Source organism: Arthrobacter sp. 01N444 (assembly GCF_056399305.1).
In genome coordinates this window covers 12,399-29,849 of sequence record NZ_JBFTRB010000016.1, presented here as the reverse complement: position 1 = coordinate 29,849, position 17,451 = coordinate 12,399, and the positions used below count along the sequence as shown (strand labels likewise).

Genomic DNA, 17,451 nt, shown 5'->3' with positions numbered 1-17,451 from the left:
CGGCCGGACCCGACCCGGTTCTAGCGGGCGTCACCGCGCGGAGAGTCCGTGCAGGAACCGGCGCACCTCCGCGTTGAAGGCAGCCGGCGCTTCGACGGCCGCCATGTGCCCGACGTCGGGAATCATCACCAGCGTCGAGCCAGGGATCCGCCGGTTCATCTCGCGGGCCACGCTCTGCGGCGAGCGGACGTCGTCCGTGCCGTACAGCAGCAGGCTGGGCACCGCGATGGTGGGCAGCACGTCGCGGTAGTCGGCGTGGGCGTTCGCGTTCAGCAGTGCCCGCATGCCGCCCGGGTGGAAGTCGGCCATGATGGCGCTGGTTTCCTGCACCGCCGCCGGATCAGCGTGGTCCGTGAACAGCGTGGGCAGCCATACGGGGATGAATTGTTCCGCCGGCTGATCGAGTTCGGCGAGCACCTGCGCATAGCGGCGCTCGACTTCCTCGGGCGGCAAAGATCCGGCCCAACCGGCGTACGCCGAGACCAGCAGCAGCGACGCGGGCACTGACGGGTGTGCCCGGTAGAGCTCCAGTGCAATGCCGGAGCCCATGGACAGCCCGAGGACGTGCGGCCGGCCAGGAACCGCTTCCCGCAGAAAACCTGCCAGGGCGCCGCCCAGGTCCTGTCCGGTGAAGTCCGGCGGCGGATCGTCCGAGCCGCCGCACCCCGGTGCATCCCAGGCGAAAACCGTGAAGTCAGCCGACAAATCCTCGAGCTGCCGCCGCCAGATGCGGCTGTCTTCGTAGGCGCCGTGCAGCAGGACCAGCGGCGGACCCTGGCCCGCACGCCGGTACCGGATGCGCAGGCCCGCAACCTCGACGGTCTCCATGAGGCAATGCTAGGCCGGGCCGCCGCCGCTCGGCAGGGTCAGGCAGGGCAGACCCAGGCTTGGCGGACTCAGGGGGCAGGGTCAGGCGGGGCAGGCTCAGGATGCCAAACCCGCCCGCGGCGCGCAAATGACCCTGCGAACACCCGATTTCGGGTGTCGCAGGGTCATTTGCTCGTCGGCAGGACGGTTGCGCGTCGGTGCTACGGCTGGACGATGTCCCGGGTGCGGTGATCGTACTGGATGACCAGGAGGCCGCCGCCGTGGTGGACTTCGTGGTTGGGTCCGTCGAAGACGCCAAATGCACCGTAGTTTTCGTCCCAGGACCGGTTGAGGGCGATCTTGAAGGAGTAGAAGCCGGCAGGAATGTCCGCGGCAATCTTCCAGAGCTGATCCACCTGGTCCAGTTCCATCTGGACTTCGTCGTACTGCGGCGCCCAGTTGGCGGGCGCGCCCAGCAGAATGCTGAAGTCGCCGGCAACCGCGACGGCGTCCGGCTGTTCGATGGTGTCGACGCTGACAGCAGAGGCCGCCGCCGCCGGCGCTTCTGCCGACGCTGCTGCCGCAGGCTGTGCGGCCTTCGCTGCGGGCTTGCGCTTGCGCACCGCCTTGGCCACGGGGGCCACGGCCTCCTCGATGAGCTTGGCAGCCTTGCCGGCAACCTTGGAAGTGGTCGACGGCGCTTCCCCGGCCGCGGCGGTCGGCGCCGCTTCTGCCTTTGCTGCCTTCTCCGGCTTCGCCGGCTTTGCCGCGGGAGCAGTCGGAAGCGGCGTGCCCGCCGGAACGGGAGTGCCGGCGTCGAGCGCTGCAGCGAAGGCGGCAGGCTCGGCGAAAGCCACCGTGGCGCGCTGGCCGTCATCGGTGATGGACCAGCCGGAGCGGCCCTTGACCAGCCAGCCGGCCTTGACCAGCTTGGCCGTGGCGGTGGTCAGGGTCTTGTGGCCGCGGGGAATGCCGCCACTGAGGAGTTCGCGTTCGTGGTCGTTGAGGGGCACCCGTGCGATTGCCTCGCCCAGTACGGCTCCGGCGTTCGGCTTCTCGCCGGTCCATACCTCCTCTGCCAGGACATCCAGCACGGCCTTTAGCCGAAGGTTGGTGTTTTCCGCGGTGTTCGCGCCCATGGGTCTCCTTTAGAAGCAATTGATCCACCTGCATTTTGCCAAGGAAATGTTAGTTTTTGCGAGCGGATCCGGTTAACTCTGTGTGTCGTGACCCACTATGACAGGGCCGGGCGGGGGTCGCGAGGGACCAACTCGGCCCTACCCGCGAGTAGAAAAACAACGCGGGGTCACTTATGGCCCATCAAAGCGCCTCGGACCGGCCGTAAGTGACCCCGCGTTGTTCTCGTGATGCCAGCGGAACGCCGGCTGCGGTCCGCGGAGGGTGCCCGTTTCGGCATTGCTGGATTCGGGGGCGCCCGCGGGCGGACAATGAGCCGTATCCGTCCCTGCTCCCCAGGAGCCGTCATGCCGCGTTTCAAGGTCTGGCTGCAGCGTCACCGCCTCCCGGCGTTCTTTGTCCTGGCGTTCGCGATCTCCTGGTGCTCCTGGCCGCTCTATGCGGCCGGGCTGATGCCGCAGTTCGAATTCCTGCCGATCGGTCCGCTGGCTGCGGCCCTGATGGTCATTGGGCTCGCCGAGGGCAGGGCCGGCTTCCGGGCGTGGGGCCGGCGGCTCATCCGGTGGGGGGTGGGCTGGGTCTGGTACGCCGTGGCCCTCTTCCTCCCGCCGTTGATGGCTTTGGTCACCGGATTCGCGAACATGGCACTCGGCGCCCCTGCACCGGGGCTGGCCCAGGTGACGTGGTCCGGGCTCCTGGCCGTTTTTGCCGTGCGCCTGGTCAATCCGCTGGACGGACCTCTGGGAGAGGAACCCGGTTTCCGCGGGTATGCCCTGCCGCTGCTCCAGGCGAGGTGGGCGCCGCTGCGGTCCGCGGCACTCCTGGGCGTTGTGGTGGCCCTCTGGCACGTTCCACTGGTCGTGTTCGGGCAGCTCAGCCTGATCGGGCTGCCCACCACCTTCGCCATCACTTTCCTCTACGTGTGGCTGTTCAACCGCACTGGCGGAAGCGTACTGCTCACATACCTCTTCCACGACGCCCAGGGCACGTTTACGGTGGGTTCCTTCGGTTTCTCCGGCGCCGAGGCTGGTCGGGCGGAACTGATCTACTTCGCCGTCGTGGTCCTGGCAGTCCTGACCACAGTGGTCCTGGACCGGGGTGCCTGGCGTGCGGCGCCTGCCTCCGCCGTCGACTCCGTGCTGCTCACTTCCGGGTCAGATCGTATTCACCGCTAAGGAGGAACCACGTCTGCTCCCCTGCCGTTACTCTTCGGCGCTCCATTGGGCGCCGGTCTGGGCCATGTAGGCGGCAACCGCTGCTTCGGTGGTGGGATAGAAATGCTCCGGCTCGATTTCGCGGGTCAATCCGTACTTTTCGATCTTCTCCCGGGTCCTGTGCTTGACCTCGGCGAACACCAGGGAGATACCCTGCGCGTTCAGTTCGACATCCAGATCGAGCAAGACGTCCGCGGCGGTGGTGTCAACGTCCGTGATCGGCTCGGCCGCGATGACGATCCACCGCGGTTTGGGTTCCATTCGTGCCAGGTGCCGGATGTTGTCGCGGAACGGCCGGACGTTGGCGAAGAACAACGGGGCGTCCCACCGGTAGATCACCAGGCCGGGCAGGTGCTTCGCATCCGGGTGGACGCGGATGTCGTGAAACCCCTCATAGCCGGGCACCCGCCCGATCACGGTCTCGTACGGCCACCACGCCCGGCGGAAGATGTTCAGGATGGACAGCCCCACCGCAATGCCGATGCCGGGCAGGACGCCCAGGAACGCGACCCCAAGGAAGGCGGCCATGCACAGGTAGAACTCGGTGCGCCTCTGGTGCCAGAGCCGAACCGTTCCGGGAATGTCGGCGAGGGAGATCGACGCCGTCATCACCACGGCCGCCAGTGCCGGCTGTGGCAGGTTCCGGAACAGCCCCGGCAAAAACACCAGCATGAGGAGAATCAGCACGGCGCCCGTCACGCCCGTGAGCTGCGACTTCGAGCCGGAACGTTCAGCGACGGCGGTCCGGGATCCGCTGGTGCTGACCGGGAAGCCCTGGAAGAGGCCCGCGGCCAGGTTCGCGGCACCGATCCCGATCATCTCCTGGTTGCCGCGGATTTCCTGCCCGGTGCGTGCGGCGAACGCCGTCGACGTCGAGATCGTGTCCGTCAAGGACACCAGCGCAATACCGAGGGCCCCGGCGAACATCAGCCCGAGGTCCGCGAAGTCCACCTGGGGAATGGTGAACGGCGGGAATCCCCGCGGGAGTTCCCCGACCAGCGAGACGCCCTTTGCGGCCAGATCGAAGACCGCCGTGGCCGCGATCGCGGCGACCACCATGACGAGTACCGCCGGGACCTTGGGCAGCCACCGCTGCAGAACCAGTATCAGCACAATCCCGCCGATGCCGACCGCCGCCGCGGCGACCACCGTCTCGCCATTGGCCACGCCCTCGACGAATCCGACCAGGTCACCAATGAAGTTTTCGCTTTCGATCTTGAACCCGAAGAGCTTCGGGAGCTGGCCCACCAGGATGGTGATCGCGAGACCATTCATGTAGCCGATCATCGTCGGCTTGGAGATGAGGTCGGCGATGAAGCCGAGCTTGGCCACGGACGCCAAGACCATGATGGCGCCGACCATGAGGGCAAGCATCGACGCGAGCGCGATCGCCTTCTGCGGGTCGCCGTCGGACGCGACAAGGGGCAGGACCGTCGCGGCGATCATGGGCCCGAGGGCAGAGTCGGGCCCCAGGACCAGGATGCGGGACGGGCCAAAGACCGCGTAGGCGAGCAGGCAGAGGATGCTGGTGTACAGCCCGGTGATCGGCGGCAGCCCCGCCAGCTCGGCATAGGCCATGCCCTGCGGAACGAGCAACGTCGTCAGGACGACCCCGGCAACGATGTCCTTGCCGAACCAGTCCTTATGGTACGTAGCCACGGCATTGAGTCCGGGCGCCGCCTGGCGCAGCCAGCCCTTGCGCTCGCGGGTCTTCGTCATATCTGCACTCTGCCGCCCGCCCCCGCCCCGCGCATCCCCCGGCAAGGGTGAGCCGGGGCCAGCCGTGGCGGCGTCTACTGACAACGCGGGCGTGCACGCACAACTCATCTACCCTCGGGTCCCCCCGGAACAACTCCAGAGGCTGACATCCAAACGGTAGTGTTGATGCCTCAGCACCGGCCGGCGGCCCGGTCGGGCATCTTGATGCCGTCGAGGCGTCGGGTGCTTCAGTTCCCCGGGATTTCTGCGCCGCTGAGTGTGTGCAGGGCGGCGCGGAGCCGGGTGTCGGCGTCGTTGGCGACGTCGCGGACGGCCGGGCTGTTGCTGAGCTTGACCATGGTTTGCGGGTCGATGGCCTGGATGGTGGTCTCGGCGGCGTCCTTGCCCCGGCGGACGACGACGTTGCAGGGCAGCAGCGCGCCCATGTCCGGTTCTGCGGAGAGTGCCCGACTGGCCAGGGCCGGGTTGCAGGCGCCCAGGATCATGTAGTCGCCGAGCTCCTCGGCGGCACCGGCGCCGAGTTTGGCCTCAAACGTGGCTCGGACGTCGATCTCCGAGAGAATGCCGAAGCCTTGTCCGGCGAGGGCCTCGCGGGTGCGCTGTACAGCCTCTTCCCAGGTCAGCGGGACCGTGACGGTATGCGTATAGCTCATGGCTGCTCCTGCGGTAATAGTGGCGGCATCAGGCAAGGGACAGGAAGAGCTTTTCCAGATCCTTGGTATCCATGCTCGTGTCCCCGCGGAGAAGGCACTGCTCGAGGCCGGTCGCGATGATGGCGAAGCCTGCCCGGTCCAAAGCCTTCGAGACAGCGGCGAGCTGGGTGACGATGTCCTTGCAGTCCTTCCCTTCCTCGAGCATGCGCGTGACGCCGGCGAGCTGTCCCTGGGCGCGCTTGAGCCGGTTGATGATCGGGGTGAGTTCGGTCGAATCAAGTTCCATGGCGGGCTCCAAAGGTGGGCGGTACTTTGCCAATTGTATACCCCGGCGGGTATAACGGCCAGCAGTGGGAAGCCGGCAGCCAGCCTGCCGCATGCCGGTTGCAAGATACCCCCAGGGGTATTATCGTTGTGGGTAGACCGACGGAGAATCCCCTCCCGGAAACTCCCCCGCCCAGCGAAAGAGAGCCCCATGCTTATCGAGCGTATTTACGACGAAGACCTCGCCCAGGCCAGCTATTTCATTGGCTGCCAGGCCAAGGGTGAGGCGGTCGTTGTTGACCCGCGCCGCGACATCGCCGTGTACCGCTCCCTGGCCGCGGCCAACGGGATGAAGATCGTGGCCGTCACCGAGACCCACATCCACGCGGACTTCCTCTCCGGCACCCGCGAGCTCGCCGCCGCGACCGGCGCCACCGCCTACGTCTCCGGCGAGGGCGGGGACGACTGGCAGTACGGCTTCCAGGCCGAACGCCTCAACGACGACGACGTGATCACCCTGGGCAACATCACCGTCAAGGCCCTGCACACCCCGGGCCACACCCCGGAACACCTGTCCTTTCTGATCACCGACGGCGCGTTCGCCGACACCCCCGGCTATCTGCTCTCCGGTGACTTTGTCTTCTCCGGGGACCTGGGGCGCCCGGACCTGCTGGACGAGGCCGCGGGCGGCATCGACACCCGCTTCGCCGGCGCCAAGCAGCTGTTCGCCAGCCTGCGCGATAAGTTCCTGACCCTGCCCGACCACGTCCAGGTGCACCCCGGCCACGGGGCCGGCAGCGCCTGCGGCAAGGCCCTCGGCGCCATCCCCTCCAGCACGGTCGGCTACGAACGGCTCTGCGCCTGGTGGGGACCCTACCTGGCCGCCAACGACGAGGAGGGCTTCATCGCCGAGCTCCTCGACGGCCAGCCCGATGCGCATGCCTACTTCGGCCGGATGAAGCGCGAGAACCGGGAGGGCCCGGCAGTGATGGGCGAACGCGCCCCCCTGAGCGAACTCGCCACCGAAACTGTTGCCCAGGGCCTCGCCGCCGACGCCATGACGTTCGTGGACACCCGCTCGAACGCCGAAGTCCACGAAGGCACCGTCACCGGTGCCCTGAACATCCCCTCCGGCAAGTCCACCGCCAGTTTCGGCGCCTGGGTGGTCAACCCCGAAACCGACAAGAACCCGCTCGTACTCCTGGCCCCCAGCCAGGCCGCCGCGCAGGAAATGTGGGACCACCTGGTCCGCGTCGGCATCGACGACGTCGCCGGCTACGTCACAGGCCTCGAAGGCCTGCCCGCCAGCACCCCCAAGCTCATCCAGCCTGAAGAACTGGGTGGCTTTGAGGCCGCGATGGTCCTGGACGTCCGCAACCGCACCGAACACGCCGCAGGACACATCCCCGGCTCCCACCAGCTCAGCGGCGGCCGCGTGATGTGGAACCTGGACCAGCTCCCCTCCGAAGGCACCATCGTGTCCTACTGCCAGAGCGGGGTCCGGAACTCCGTCGCGGCCAGCGCCCTGCGCCGGGCCGGCTACGACGTCGTCGAGCTCGACGGCAGCTACGCCGGATGGGCCGCCTGGCAGCAGGCTCGGGAATCTGTTTCCAGCAACTGATCGCGGCACGACCCGAAGTAATTAATTGACAGCGTTGGCGGCGGCCGGGACACCCGGCCGCCGTCGACGCATGTCCCGGACAACTGGAGTTCAGAGATGACGCCCGGCAACACCCCGTCACCGCAGGGCCGCGCAGTCCGGCGGGAACGCCCACAGCGCACCGGCATCACCCTGGGCCTGCGTCAGAACCTGGCCCAGTTCATACTCCTGGTCGCCGTCAATGCCCTCGTTGGCGGCACCCTCGGCCAGGAACGCACCGTGCTGCCGCTGCTGGCGGACCAGGTCTTCCACCTTGACCTCTACACGTCCGCCCTGACCTATATCGTGGCCTTCGGACTCGCCAAGGCCGGCACCAATTACTTCGCCGGCACGCTCTCGGACCGTTACGGCCGAAAACCCGTCCTTGTGACCGGCTGGCTCATCGCCATCCCCGTGCCGCTACTGCTGATCTTCGGAACCTCCTGGGGCTGGATCGTTGCCGCCAACGTGATCCTCGGCATCAGCCAGGGCCTCACCTGGTCCACGACTGTGGTCATGAAGATGGACCTCGTCGGCCCGTCACGCCGCGGCCTGGCGATGGGCCTGAACGAGGCTGCCGGCTACCTCGGCGTCGCCGGGACCGCCCTGGCCACCGGCTACATCGCCACCAACTACGGGCTCCGCCCTGGGCCGTTCCTGCTCGGCGCCGCCTACATCGCCCTGGGACTGGGCCTGTCCGTTCTGGCCGTGAAGGAAACCCAGGGCTACGCCAGAGTGGAGGCCGCCAACCACACGGCCGCCCACGCGGCCGCCCACGGGGAACTAAGCAACCGGGAGATCTTTACCCTCACCAGTTTCCGGGACAAGTCCCTGTCCTCGGTCAGCCAGGCCGGCATGGTCAACAACCTCAACGACGGCCTCGCCTGGGGCCTGTTTCCGCTCCTTTTTGCCGCCGCCGGGCTGAGCATCGAGAAGATCGGCATCCTGGCCGCGGTCTACCCTGCCGTCTGGGGCGCCGCGCAGCTCGTCACCGGAGCCATGTCGGACAAATACGGCCGTAAATGGCTGATCGTCGGGGGCATGCTAGTCCAGGCCGTAGCGCTCGGCATCGTTGCCCTCGGCACCGGCTTCGGGGTCTGGTTCGCCGCCGCCGCTCTCCTCGGTCTCGGAACAGCCATGGTCTACCCCACCCTGCTCGCCGCCATCGGCGACGTCGCCCATCCGCAGTGGCGCGCACGCTCGGTGGGAATCTACCGGCTCTGGCGCGACGGCGGCTTCGCCGTCGGCGCCCTGCTCTCCGGCATTCTCGCGGACGCCTACGGCATCCCCGCTGCCGTCGCCGTCGTCGCGGCCCTCACCGCGTTGTCGGGAATCCTCGTGGCCGTCCGGATGCGCGGCACCGACCACAAACCTGCAATCTAAGGAACCGCCCTGGCACCGGTACGGACCACCAGCACAGGACAATGGGCATGGTGCACCGCATGGCTCGATACCGACCCCAGTCGCATTTCGGCGAAGCCGCCACGACCCCGCGATCCGACCACCAGGAGATCGGCCCCGGCCGCAGCCTTCAGGAGCACCTCCGCGGTATGCCCCTCCTTCACTTCACCGGTGACCGCAACACCGGACCCGGGTGCCCGCCGCAGCGCATCAGCGTGCACATTCCGGGCGTTGTCGCCGAAGGCTTCATGGTCCTCAGCCTTGCCAGCGGCATCCCCGAGGAGGGGGTAGTGCCATGCTGTGACAACGTGAACCTGCCCGGCTCTCAGCCGGGCTTCCTGAAGGGCCCATTCCAGAGCTGCCAGTGACGAGTCCGACCCGTCGACCCCAACAACAACCCGGAAGACCGCCTCTGCCGCCATCGAGCCTCCCGCCACGCGTCTGCCTGGCACAACGTCGTGCCGCACGGCCCACGATCCTCCCGCTGCGCAGTGGAATCAAGGGGATAACCCGGCTGGAGCCGGACGCGGTGGCGATGCTGCGCCCAGACCGTTGGCGGCCTCAAAACACTCCCTCGAAGGCTGCCTTGGCGCCGGCCCGCGGGGCTGCCGCTCTATCTCGCGGTGAAGTCTTCATCCGCAAAAATACCCTAGGGGGTATACTGATGAGACTATCCACTTATGCAAGGGAGCAACCAGATGTGCCGTGCGGTGACATGTAAGAAATGCCAGAAGACCACATGGGCAGGCTGCGGCCAGCACGTCGACCAGGTCATGCGCGGGGTTCCGAGCTCCCAGCGTTGCCGCGGGCACGAGCAGGAAAAGTCGACGGGCAAGGGCTTCTTCGCGAAGCTGTTCGGGCGGTAGGTGGACCCTGCCGGCGCCCAAGCACAGGCGTTGAGGAAGGGAAAGCGCCGGAGGACATGTCCTCCGGCGCCTTTTTTCACGTTCCCTGGCGCCCCTCAGGACAGGAGCGCCTGCACAGCGACGTAGGCGGCGATCACCAGCACCAGGATTCCAAAGCCACGCTTGAGGACCCTGTCCGGGATGCCGGTGCCGATCCGCCCTGCCGCGAGTGAGGCGGCCATCGCAGTGACGGCGAAGGCCGCCGTGACGGCCCAGTCGATCTGCAGATCACCCACGTGGGCGGCGAAGCCGGCGGCCGAGTTGATCACGATGATCACGAGGGAAGTTCCAACAGTCAGCGCCATCGGGAGTCCGAGAGCCAGGGTGAGTGCCGGGACGATCAGGAAGCCGCCCCCGACGCCGAGTAGACCGGTCAGGAACCCGACGACGGCGCCGGTGGCGATCGCCTTGGGCAGGCAGCTGCGCCAGTTGACGCCGCCGCCGGGCAGCGCGCAGGCGCCGCCGACGGATGTCGACGGCATCAGCATCCGGATGCCGGCGAAGACCATGATCGCGGCAAAAGCCAGCAGCAGGACCTTCGGGTCCAGCAACCTGTTGACCATCGCGCCGAGGTAGGCCGTCACGGTGCCTGCGGCGCCGATGATCAGCGCCAGTCTCCAGTTCACCCCGTTCCGCAGCCGGGGCAGCACCGCGACGGCGGAGGATGCGCCGACGACGACCAGCGACGTCGGGATCGCCGCCGCAAGCGGCAGCCCCACGCCATAGACCAGGGCGGGCACGGCGAGGATGGATCCGCCGCCTCCGACCAGGCCCAGCAGGCCACCGACGATCAGCCCGAACGCCGCCGCGGAAATGATCATGCCTTCGCGTCCAGGCTCTTCAGGGCCTGGTGCGCGGTGGGCTCGTTCGCGGAGCGGTTCCACGGCATCTTGGAGAGCATCTGACCCATGGCACAGCTGTTAGTGGCCGCGGAGAACGTCAGGCCGGCACCGATGCCGCCGGCAATTAGGCCTAGTTTGGGCGAGATGAACTTGCTGCCGAGCATGCCGGCAAGGACAAGGGAGCCGGCGGTCATCCGGACCTGGCGTTCCAGGGCCCAGGTGCCACGGCCGCGGACGACGTTCCCGCCGGCGGCCGCGTAGGCGGGGACCCCGCCAGACAGAACGCTGGCACTGGCCAGGCCTACGGCGTCCAGGTGCTTGCGGGCCTGCTCGGCCCGGTTACCGGATTGGCAGACGAGGACCACGCGGGTACCCATTTTTGCCGCGAATTCTTCCGCGTGTTCGCTGAGCATGGACAGCGGCACATGGTACGAGCCATTGATGTGCATGGCATCGAACTCTGCGCCGCTGCGCACATCAATGACCATGAGATCGTCGTGGTTATCTTCCCAGGCCTTCAGGGTCGAGGCATCGATTGACTTGGGAGCGCTAAGAACAGGGGTGGTCGTATTCAAGGAATTCATGATCTCTTTCGGTATTTCTTGGAGCATTTCTTGTGGCGGCCCGCTACTACGCAAAGCCGCCCTCCACCGCCCGGTTCGCCACGTCAGGGACACGGTCCGGGCAAATGGAAGCCCGGGCGGCGCTTGGGGGCGTGCCGCCCGGGCAGTCTGGTGGGGTCAGGCGGTCGGGAATCCCGCGGCAGTCCAATCAAGCATTCCGCCGGGCACGGTGTAAGCCGTGTAGCCTGCGGCCGCCAGCTGGTCAGCCGCTGCCGCACTGCGGCGTCCGCTGCGGCACACGGCGATGACCGGACGGGACTTGTCCAGGTCGCTGAGGCGGCCGGCCAGTTCGCCCAGGGCAATGTGCGTGGCACCGGGGATCATGCCTTCGGCGATTTCAGCGGGTTCGCGCACATCCACGATCTGGGCATCGCTGCCGGTCTTGAGCTGTTCCGCGAGCTGCTGCGGGGTGATTTCCATGTGCTGGACCTTTCGGTAGGACTGGCCTGTTGAGCGGAAAAATGTTGAGCGGCAGAATGCGGGACCAGGGGTTGCCCGGGAAAGACCAGCGCCGGCGTAGGTCAGGCGCAGGAAAAGTGTGCGGATATCCTCCCGGGCGGCCATCTTTCCCTCTCCATCATGATACCCCCTGGGGTATAAATGCAAACCCGGTGCCGCGCTTGCTGATATACCCCCGGGGGTATAGTATTTTGCCATGGCAACCATCGACATTTCCGAGAAAACCTTCAACGACACCATCACCGGCAACGGCATCGTGCTGGTGGACTTTTGGGCAGCCTGGTGCGGCCCGTGCCGGATGTTCGCCCCCACGTTCAGCAAGGCGTCCGACAACCACACGGACGTCGTCTTCGCGAAGGTGGACACGGAGGCCGAGCCCGGCCTCTCCGCCGCCGCCCGCATCACCTCCATCCCCACCCTGATGGCCTTTAGGGACGGGATCCTCGTCTTCTCGCAGCCCGGGGCAATGAACGCGGCCGGGCTGGAACAGCTCATCACCGCCATCAAGGACCTGGACATGGACGAGGTCCGGGCGAAAATGGCAGCCGCCCCGGCGTCGTAGGGATCAAGCGGCCCCCCAGCCATTGCCTGGGCGATCGCCGTCGCATGCTCATACTGACGCTCCGCGGGTCTGGAGGTCTGCAGCCGTTCTGGCTGGGTCCGATGGCATACGCCGTTTTCGCTCCCGGGCCGGACCGGCATTACGCGAGCCAGGGAGCACCGAGCCAAAGCAGACCTCCCGTTGTGTCCCCGGGCCGATGGGCCTAAAGTTGCGGTCTGCCCACTGCGCGCCGGCCCGCCGCTGAACATGCGCCGGACCAGGTGCCGGACAGGGCGTCCCACCGTTCCCGTTGAGGAGATATCTATGGAAACCCGCACACTCGGTTCACTCACCGTCTCAGCCCTGGGATTGGGCTGCATGGGCATGAGCGAGTTCTACGGCCACGGCGAGGACAACGAGTCCGTCGCCACCATCCAGGCGTTTCTCGACGCCGGCGGAAGCCTGCTCGACACCGCTGACATGTACGGCCCCTTCACCAATGAGGAGCTGGTGGGCCGGGCCATCGCAGGGCGGCGCGACGACGTCGTCCTGGCCACCAAATTCGGCAACGAACGGCGGCCCGACGGATCCTGGGTGGGCATCAACGGCTCCCCCGACTACGTGCGCGCCGCTTGCGATGCCAGCCTGCAGCGGCTGGGCGTGGACCACCTCGACCTGTACTACCAGCACCGGGTGGACAAGACCGTCCCGATCGAGGAAACCGTCGGGGCCATGGCGGAGCTGGTCCAGACCGGCAAGGTCCGGCACCTTGGCCTGTCCGAGGCCAGCGCCGACACCGTGCGCCGGGCCCACGCGGTGCACCCCATCACCGCCCTGCAGACCGAATACTCGCTGTGGGAGCGCGAGCCGGAGACCAAGGTCTTCCCGGTCCTCGCCGAGCTCGGCATTGGCTTTGTGCCCTACAGCCCGCTGGGCCGTGGATTCCTGACCGGCCAGTTCCGCAGCCCCGAGGACTTTGCCGCAGACGATTTCCGCCGGCACTCCCCGCGTTTCCAGGGCGAGAACTTTGACCGCAACCTGCAACTCGTGGACCGGGTCAAGGAGTTGGCGGACGCGAAGGGCTGCACCCCGGGGCAACTGGCACTGGCCTGGCTGCTGGCCCAGGGCGAGCACATCGTTCCCATCCCCGGCACCAAGAAGGTCAACCGGCTGCGGGAAAACCTGGGCGCCGCCGACGTCGAACTCTCCGCCGAGGACCTGGCCCGCCTGGACGAACTGGCTCCCGCCGGGGTGGCAGCCGGGGCGCGCTACCCGCACATGGACTCGATCGACGTCTAAACCGGCCGTTCGACAGCCAACGCGGGGTCACTTACGGCCCGTCCGGGGCCTCCGGATGGGCGCGTAGTGACCCCGCGTTGCTTGGGTGGTTAGTGTCCGGACGCGGCGAGCTCGGCCAGCAGCTCGGCCTTGCGTTCCTCGCTCGCGAAGGAGGACCGGATCGAGTTCGCGGCCATCCGGACGCAGTCGAACTCGGACAGGCCGATCACCGATTTCAGCTGCGCGAAGTTGTCGTCCACGTACCCGCCGAAATACGCCGGGTCGTCCGAGTTCACGCAGACGTTCAGCCCCGCTGCGAGCATCGCCGGCAGCGGGTGCCCGGCCAGGGCGTCCACCGCGCGGAGCCTGACGTTGGACAGCGGGCACACGGTCAGCGGCATGAGCTCGTCCACCAGCCGTTCCACGAGCTCCGGGTCCTCCATGCAGCGGATGCCGTGATCGATCCGCTCCACGTCGAGGAGGTCCAGCGCGTCGATGATGTACGACGGCGGGCCCTCCTCGCCGGCGTGCGCGATCCGGTGCAGCCCGGCGTCCTTGGCCCGGGCGAAGAGCCGCTCGAATTTGGCCGGCGGGTTGCCCACCTCGGCGGAATCGAGCCCGATGCCGGCGATCGGGGCGCCCATGGCGAGCAGCTGCTCCAGCACCTCGAGGGCGGAGTCCTCGGTGAGGTCGCGCAGGAAGGCCGCGATCAGGAGGGTGGAGATGCCGAACTCTTCGCGGGATCCGGCCAGCACCGAGGCCACGCCGTTGACGCACGTCTCCAGCGGTGTCCCGCGGGACAGGTGGGCCTGCGGGTCCAGCATGATCTCGGCGTGCCGGACCCCGGCGAGCGCCGCCCGGGTCAGGTAGGCGCGGGTCATGTCGGCGAAGTCCTGCTCCGTCTGCAGCACGGCCATGTTGGCGTAGTACAGGTCCAAAAAGGATTGCAGGTCAGTGAACTCGTAGCGCGAGCGCAACTCGTCCAGGTCCGCATAGGGCAGCGCGATCCCGTTGCGTTCCGCCAGCGCGAAGATCAGCTCCGGTTCCAGCGTTCCCTCGATGTGCAGGTGCAGCTCGGCGACCGGGAGCGGGAGGGGTTCGCCCGCCTCCGGCTCGTCCGGTTCTTCCGGCTGTTCCGCTGTCAACTGGGCATCGCCGTCGTGTGTTTCCATCCGGTAAGGATATGCCCGGTGCTCCCCGGAGCGGATAGAGTCGAACCAATGCAAAGTAAACAGCATGCTTCCCATTTGCCGCGCCCGGCCGGCCGGGACCTCATTCCTGATCTCGCTCCAGGCAATCCGACGGACGGTTTTGTCCGGGTGCGCGGCGCCCGTGAGAACAACCTGCGCAACGTGGACGTGGACGTGCCCCGCGACGCAATTGTCGCCTTCACCGGCGTCTCCGGCTCGGGCAAGTCCTCCCTCGCGTTCGGCACCATCTATGCCGAGGCGCAGCGCCGCTACTTCGAATCCGTGGCCCCCTACGCCCGCCGGCTCATCCAGCAGGGCCACAACCCCAAGGTGGAAATGATCACCGGGCTGCCGCCCGCCGTCGCGCTCCAGCAGCGCCGCGGGACGCCGAGTTCGCGCTCCACGGTGGGCACCCTCACCACGCTGTCCAACTCTTTGCGCATGCTCTTCTCCCGCGCCGGCAGCTATCCGGACGGCGCCGGCCCGCTGGACTCGGACGCTTTTTCGCCGAACACGGCCGCCGGCGCGTGCCCGGAGTGCCACGGCCTGGGGATCGCGCACACCGTCACCGAGTCCTCCCTGGTCCCGGACACTTCGCTGAGCATCCGCGACGGCGCCATCGCCGCCTGGCCCGGGGCCTGGCAGGGCAAGAACCTGCGCGACATCCTCACCCACCTGGGCCACGACGTCGACACCCCCTGGCGGGGGCTGCCCAAAAAGGACCGCGACTGGATCCTGTTCACCGAGGAACAACCCGTGGTGGAGGTGACGCCCCAGCGCGACCGCGTGGCCAAGCCGTACAAGGGCCGGTTCTGGAGCGCCAGGAGCTATGTGCTGCATACGCTCGCCGATTCCAAGAGCACCACAATGCGCGAGAAGGTGCTGCGCTTCATGGAGACCGGCCCGTGCCCGGTCTGCAGCGGCAGCGGCCTGACCCCGACCGCGCTCGCCGTCACCTTCGCCGGGCACACCATCGCCGAGCTCAACGCCGTCCCCATGACCGAACTGGCGGACATCATCCGCCCCACCACCGAACTCACTGAGGCCGGCACCGCCTCCCGGAAGCAGTCATCCGGCGAGGGCAACGAGGTGGCCGTCGCCATCACCCGCGACCTCCTGCAGCGCGTCACCGTGCTGCTGGACCTCGGCCTGGGCTACCTGGCGCTGGGCCGGTCCACGCCCACGCTCTCCCCCGGGGAAATGCAACGGCTCCGGATCGCCACCCAGCTCCGCTCCGGGCTGTTCGGCGTGATCTACGTGCTGGACGAGCCCTCCGCCGGGCTGCACCCCGCCGACGCCGAGCCCCTCCTCGCAGTCCTGGACCAGCTCAAGTCCTCCGGCAACTCTGTGTTCGTGGTGGAGCACAACATGGACATCGTCCGCCGCGCCGACTGGCTGGTGGATGTCGGTCCCCGCGCCGGTGAAGGCGGCGGCGAGGTGCTCTACAGCGGCCCCGTGGCCGGCCTCGCCGAGGTGGACGCGTCCGTGACCCGGCCGTTCCTGTTCCCGGACGGTTCGGCTGGTTCGGACGACGGCGGCGTCCGCCACAGCGCGGACGACGGCGGCGGGTCCCCCGCCAGCGGTACCCGGCGGGAGGCGGCCGGCTGGTTGGAACTGCGCGACATCAGCCGCCACAACCTGCGCGAACTCGACGCCGACTTCCCGCTCGGCGTGCTGACCGCGGTCACGGGCGTCTCCGGCTCCGGCAAGTCCACGCTGGTCAGCCAGGTCCTGGCCGAGGTGGTCGGCGCCAGGCTGCACCCGGAGCCAGACGCTGCCAAGGCCCCCGAGGACCTGGAGGCCGACGCCGGTGAGTCCACCGGGCCGCTCAGTGTCGGACCGGTCTCAGGCCTGGACCAGCTGGACCGGCTCGTCAAGGTGGACCAGAAACCGATCGGCCGCACTCCGCGCTCCAACCTCGCCACTTACACCGGCCTCTTCGATGCGGTCCGCAAGGAGTTCGCGGCCACGGACGAGGCCAGGGCGCGGGGCTTTGGTGCCGGCCGCTTCTCCTTCAACGTTGCAGGCGGCCGCTGCGAGACCTGCCAGGGCGAGGGCTTCGTCGCCGTCGAACTGCTGTTCCTGCCCGGCAGCTACGGCCCCTGCCCCGAGTGCCATGGCTCGCGCTATAACCCGGAAACCCTTGAAGTGACGTACAAGGGCAAAAACGTGGCGGAGGTGCTGGGCCTGACGGTCAATGCCGCCGCAGAGTTCCTCGAAGGGGTACCCGCAGCGGCGCGCAGCCTGCAAACACTGCGCGAGGTGGGCCTGGGCTATCTCCGCCTCGGCCAGCCGGCAACCGAGCTCTCCGGCGGCGAGGCCCAGCGCATCAAACTCGCCACCGAACTGCAGCGTGCCCAGCGCGGCCACTCCCTCTACCTGCTGGACGAGCCCACCACCGGCCTGCACCCGGCCGATGTCCAGCTCCTCATGGCCCAACTGCACCGGCTCGTGGACGCCGGCAACACCGTCATCGTGGTGGAACACGACATGGATGTGGTGGCCGCAGCGGACTGGGTGATCGACCTCGGCCCGGCCGGTGGCGACGCGGGCGGCGAGATCGTGGCGATCGGGACCCCGACCGCCGTCGCGGGCTCCACGGCGAGCCGGACGGCTCCGTACCTGGCCGCAATGCTCGGAAGCTGATCCACGCGGGGCGCGGGCGTCGGCGGCGGGGCCGGCGTCAACGCGGGTCACGGACGTCGGCGCCACTGCGGGCCGGATGATAACGGCAGGAGCAGGGAAAGTAACGTCTTGATAACGGCGCGGGGCTGACTTA

The 17,451-nt window shown here is 67.8% G+C and carries 16 protein-coding genes; 6 read left to right on the top strand and 10 right to left on the bottom strand.

Going from position 1 to position 17,451, the window contains the following annotated elements:
- Positions 1-30: 30 nt before the first annotated feature.
- Positions 31-828 (bottom strand): alpha/beta fold hydrolase, encoded by a 798-nt coding sequence (locus AC1DKN_RS16300; RefSeq protein ID WP_476871883.1) that lies wholly within the window; start codon positions 826-828, stop codon positions 31-33.
- A gap of 200 nt (positions 829-1,028) precedes the next feature.
- On the bottom strand, positions 1,029-1,946 hold the full coding sequence (locus AC1DKN_RS16295) for a pullulanase X25 domain-containing protein (protein WP_476871882.1): 918 nt from the start codon (positions 1,944-1,946) through the stop codon (positions 1,029-1,031).
- A gap of 345 nt (positions 1,947-2,291) precedes the next feature.
- Here AC1DKN_RS16295 and AC1DKN_RS16290 point away from each other — a divergent pair, with 345 nt between their 5' ends.
- Entirely contained in the window at positions 2,292-3,119 is an 828-nt protein-coding gene (locus AC1DKN_RS16290; RefSeq protein WP_476871881.1) for a CPBP family glutamic-type intramembrane protease, read from the top strand.
- A gap of 27 nt (positions 3,120-3,146) precedes the next feature.
- Here the strand turns inward: AC1DKN_RS16290 and AC1DKN_RS16285 are convergent, their stop codons facing one another.
- From AC1DKN_RS16285 to AC1DKN_RS16275, 3 genes are all read right to left on the bottom strand, one after another.
- Positions 3,147-4,877 (bottom strand): SulP family inorganic anion transporter, encoded by a 1,731-nt coding sequence (locus tag AC1DKN_RS16285; RefSeq protein ID WP_476871880.1) that lies wholly within the window; start codon positions 4,875-4,877, stop codon positions 3,147-3,149.
- A gap of 227 nt (positions 4,878-5,104) precedes the next feature.
- Positions 5,105-5,530: a DUF302 domain-containing protein gene (locus AC1DKN_RS16280; protein WP_476871879.1), complete on the bottom strand. Its 426-nt coding sequence runs from the start codon at positions 5,528-5,530 to the stop codon at positions 5,105-5,107.
- Positions 5,531-5,558: 28 nt separating this feature from the next.
- Positions 5,559-5,816, bottom strand: a complete 258-nt coding sequence (locus tag AC1DKN_RS16275) for a metal-sensitive transcriptional regulator (RefSeq protein ID WP_476851641.1) — start codon at positions 5,814-5,816, stop codon at positions 5,559-5,561.
- A 189-nt stretch (positions 5,817-6,005) separates the two neighbouring features.
- Between AC1DKN_RS16275 and AC1DKN_RS16270 the strand changes: the two genes are divergently transcribed.
- Both AC1DKN_RS16270 and AC1DKN_RS16265 read left to right on the top strand, forming a co-directional pair.
- Positions 6,006-7,415, top strand: coding sequence for an MBL fold metallo-hydrolase (locus tag AC1DKN_RS16270; RefSeq protein WP_476871878.1), 1,410 nt, complete (start codon positions 6,006-6,008; stop codon positions 7,413-7,415).
- Positions 7,416-7,511: 96 nt separating this feature from the next.
- Positions 7,512-8,816, top strand: coding sequence for an MFS transporter (locus tag AC1DKN_RS16265; RefSeq protein WP_476871877.1), 1,305 nt, complete (start codon positions 7,512-7,514; stop codon positions 8,814-8,816).
- Here the strand turns inward: AC1DKN_RS16265 and AC1DKN_RS16260 are convergent.
- The 4 genes from AC1DKN_RS16260 to AC1DKN_RS16245 form a co-directional block, all read right to left on the bottom strand.
- Complete coding sequence (locus AC1DKN_RS16260) at positions 8,813-9,256, bottom strand: universal stress protein (RefSeq protein ID WP_476871876.1); 444 nt, start codon at positions 9,254-9,256, stop codon at positions 8,813-8,815. The genes AC1DKN_RS16265 and AC1DKN_RS16260 overlap by 4 nt on opposite strands.
- Before the next feature lie 539 nt (positions 9,257-9,795).
- The gene (locus AC1DKN_RS16255; protein WP_476871875.1) at positions 9,796-10,560 is read right to left on the bottom strand and encodes a sulfite exporter TauE/SafE family protein; all 765 of its coding nucleotides are present in this window, start codon (positions 10,558-10,560) and stop codon (positions 9,796-9,798) included.
- Positions 10,557-11,165: a rhodanese-like domain-containing protein gene (locus AC1DKN_RS16250; protein ID WP_476851645.1), complete on the bottom strand. Its 609-nt coding sequence runs from the start codon at positions 11,163-11,165 to the stop codon at positions 10,557-10,559. The genes AC1DKN_RS16255 and AC1DKN_RS16250 overlap by 4 nt, the downstream gene beginning before the upstream one ends.
- A gap of 156 nt (positions 11,166-11,321) precedes the next feature.
- On the bottom strand, positions 11,322-11,624 hold the full coding sequence (locus tag AC1DKN_RS16245) for a rhodanese-like domain-containing protein (protein ID WP_476851646.1): 303 nt from the start codon (positions 11,622-11,624) through the stop codon (positions 11,322-11,324).
- Between the two features lie 235 nt (positions 11,625-11,859).
- On the opposite strand from AC1DKN_RS16245, the gene trxA reads away from it, so the two are divergent.
- Both trxA and AC1DKN_RS16235 read left to right on the top strand, forming a co-directional pair.
- The gene (trxA, locus tag AC1DKN_RS16240) at positions 11,860-12,225 is read left to right on the top strand and encodes a thioredoxin (RefSeq protein WP_230007315.1); all 366 of its coding nucleotides are present in this window, start codon (positions 11,860-11,862) and stop codon (positions 12,223-12,225) included.
- 303 nt (positions 12,226-12,528) lie between these two features.
- Entirely contained in the window at positions 12,529-13,503 is a 975-nt protein-coding gene (locus AC1DKN_RS16235; RefSeq protein WP_476871874.1) for an aldo/keto reductase, read from the top strand.
- A gap of 89 nt (positions 13,504-13,592) precedes the next feature.
- Here AC1DKN_RS16235 and AC1DKN_RS16230 read toward each other — a convergent pair whose 3' ends face one another.
- Entirely contained in the window at positions 13,593-14,654 is a 1,062-nt protein-coding gene (locus AC1DKN_RS16230; RefSeq protein ID WP_476871873.1) for an adenosine deaminase, read from the bottom strand.
- A 48-nt stretch (positions 14,655-14,702) separates the two neighbouring features.
- Here AC1DKN_RS16230 and AC1DKN_RS16225 point away from each other — a divergent pair, with 48 nt between their 5' ends.
- Positions 14,703-17,318 (top strand): excinuclease ABC subunit UvrA, encoded by a 2,616-nt coding sequence (locus tag AC1DKN_RS16225; RefSeq protein WP_476871872.1) that lies wholly within the window; start codon positions 14,703-14,705, stop codon positions 17,316-17,318.
- Positions 17,319-17,451 lie beyond the last annotated feature (133 nt).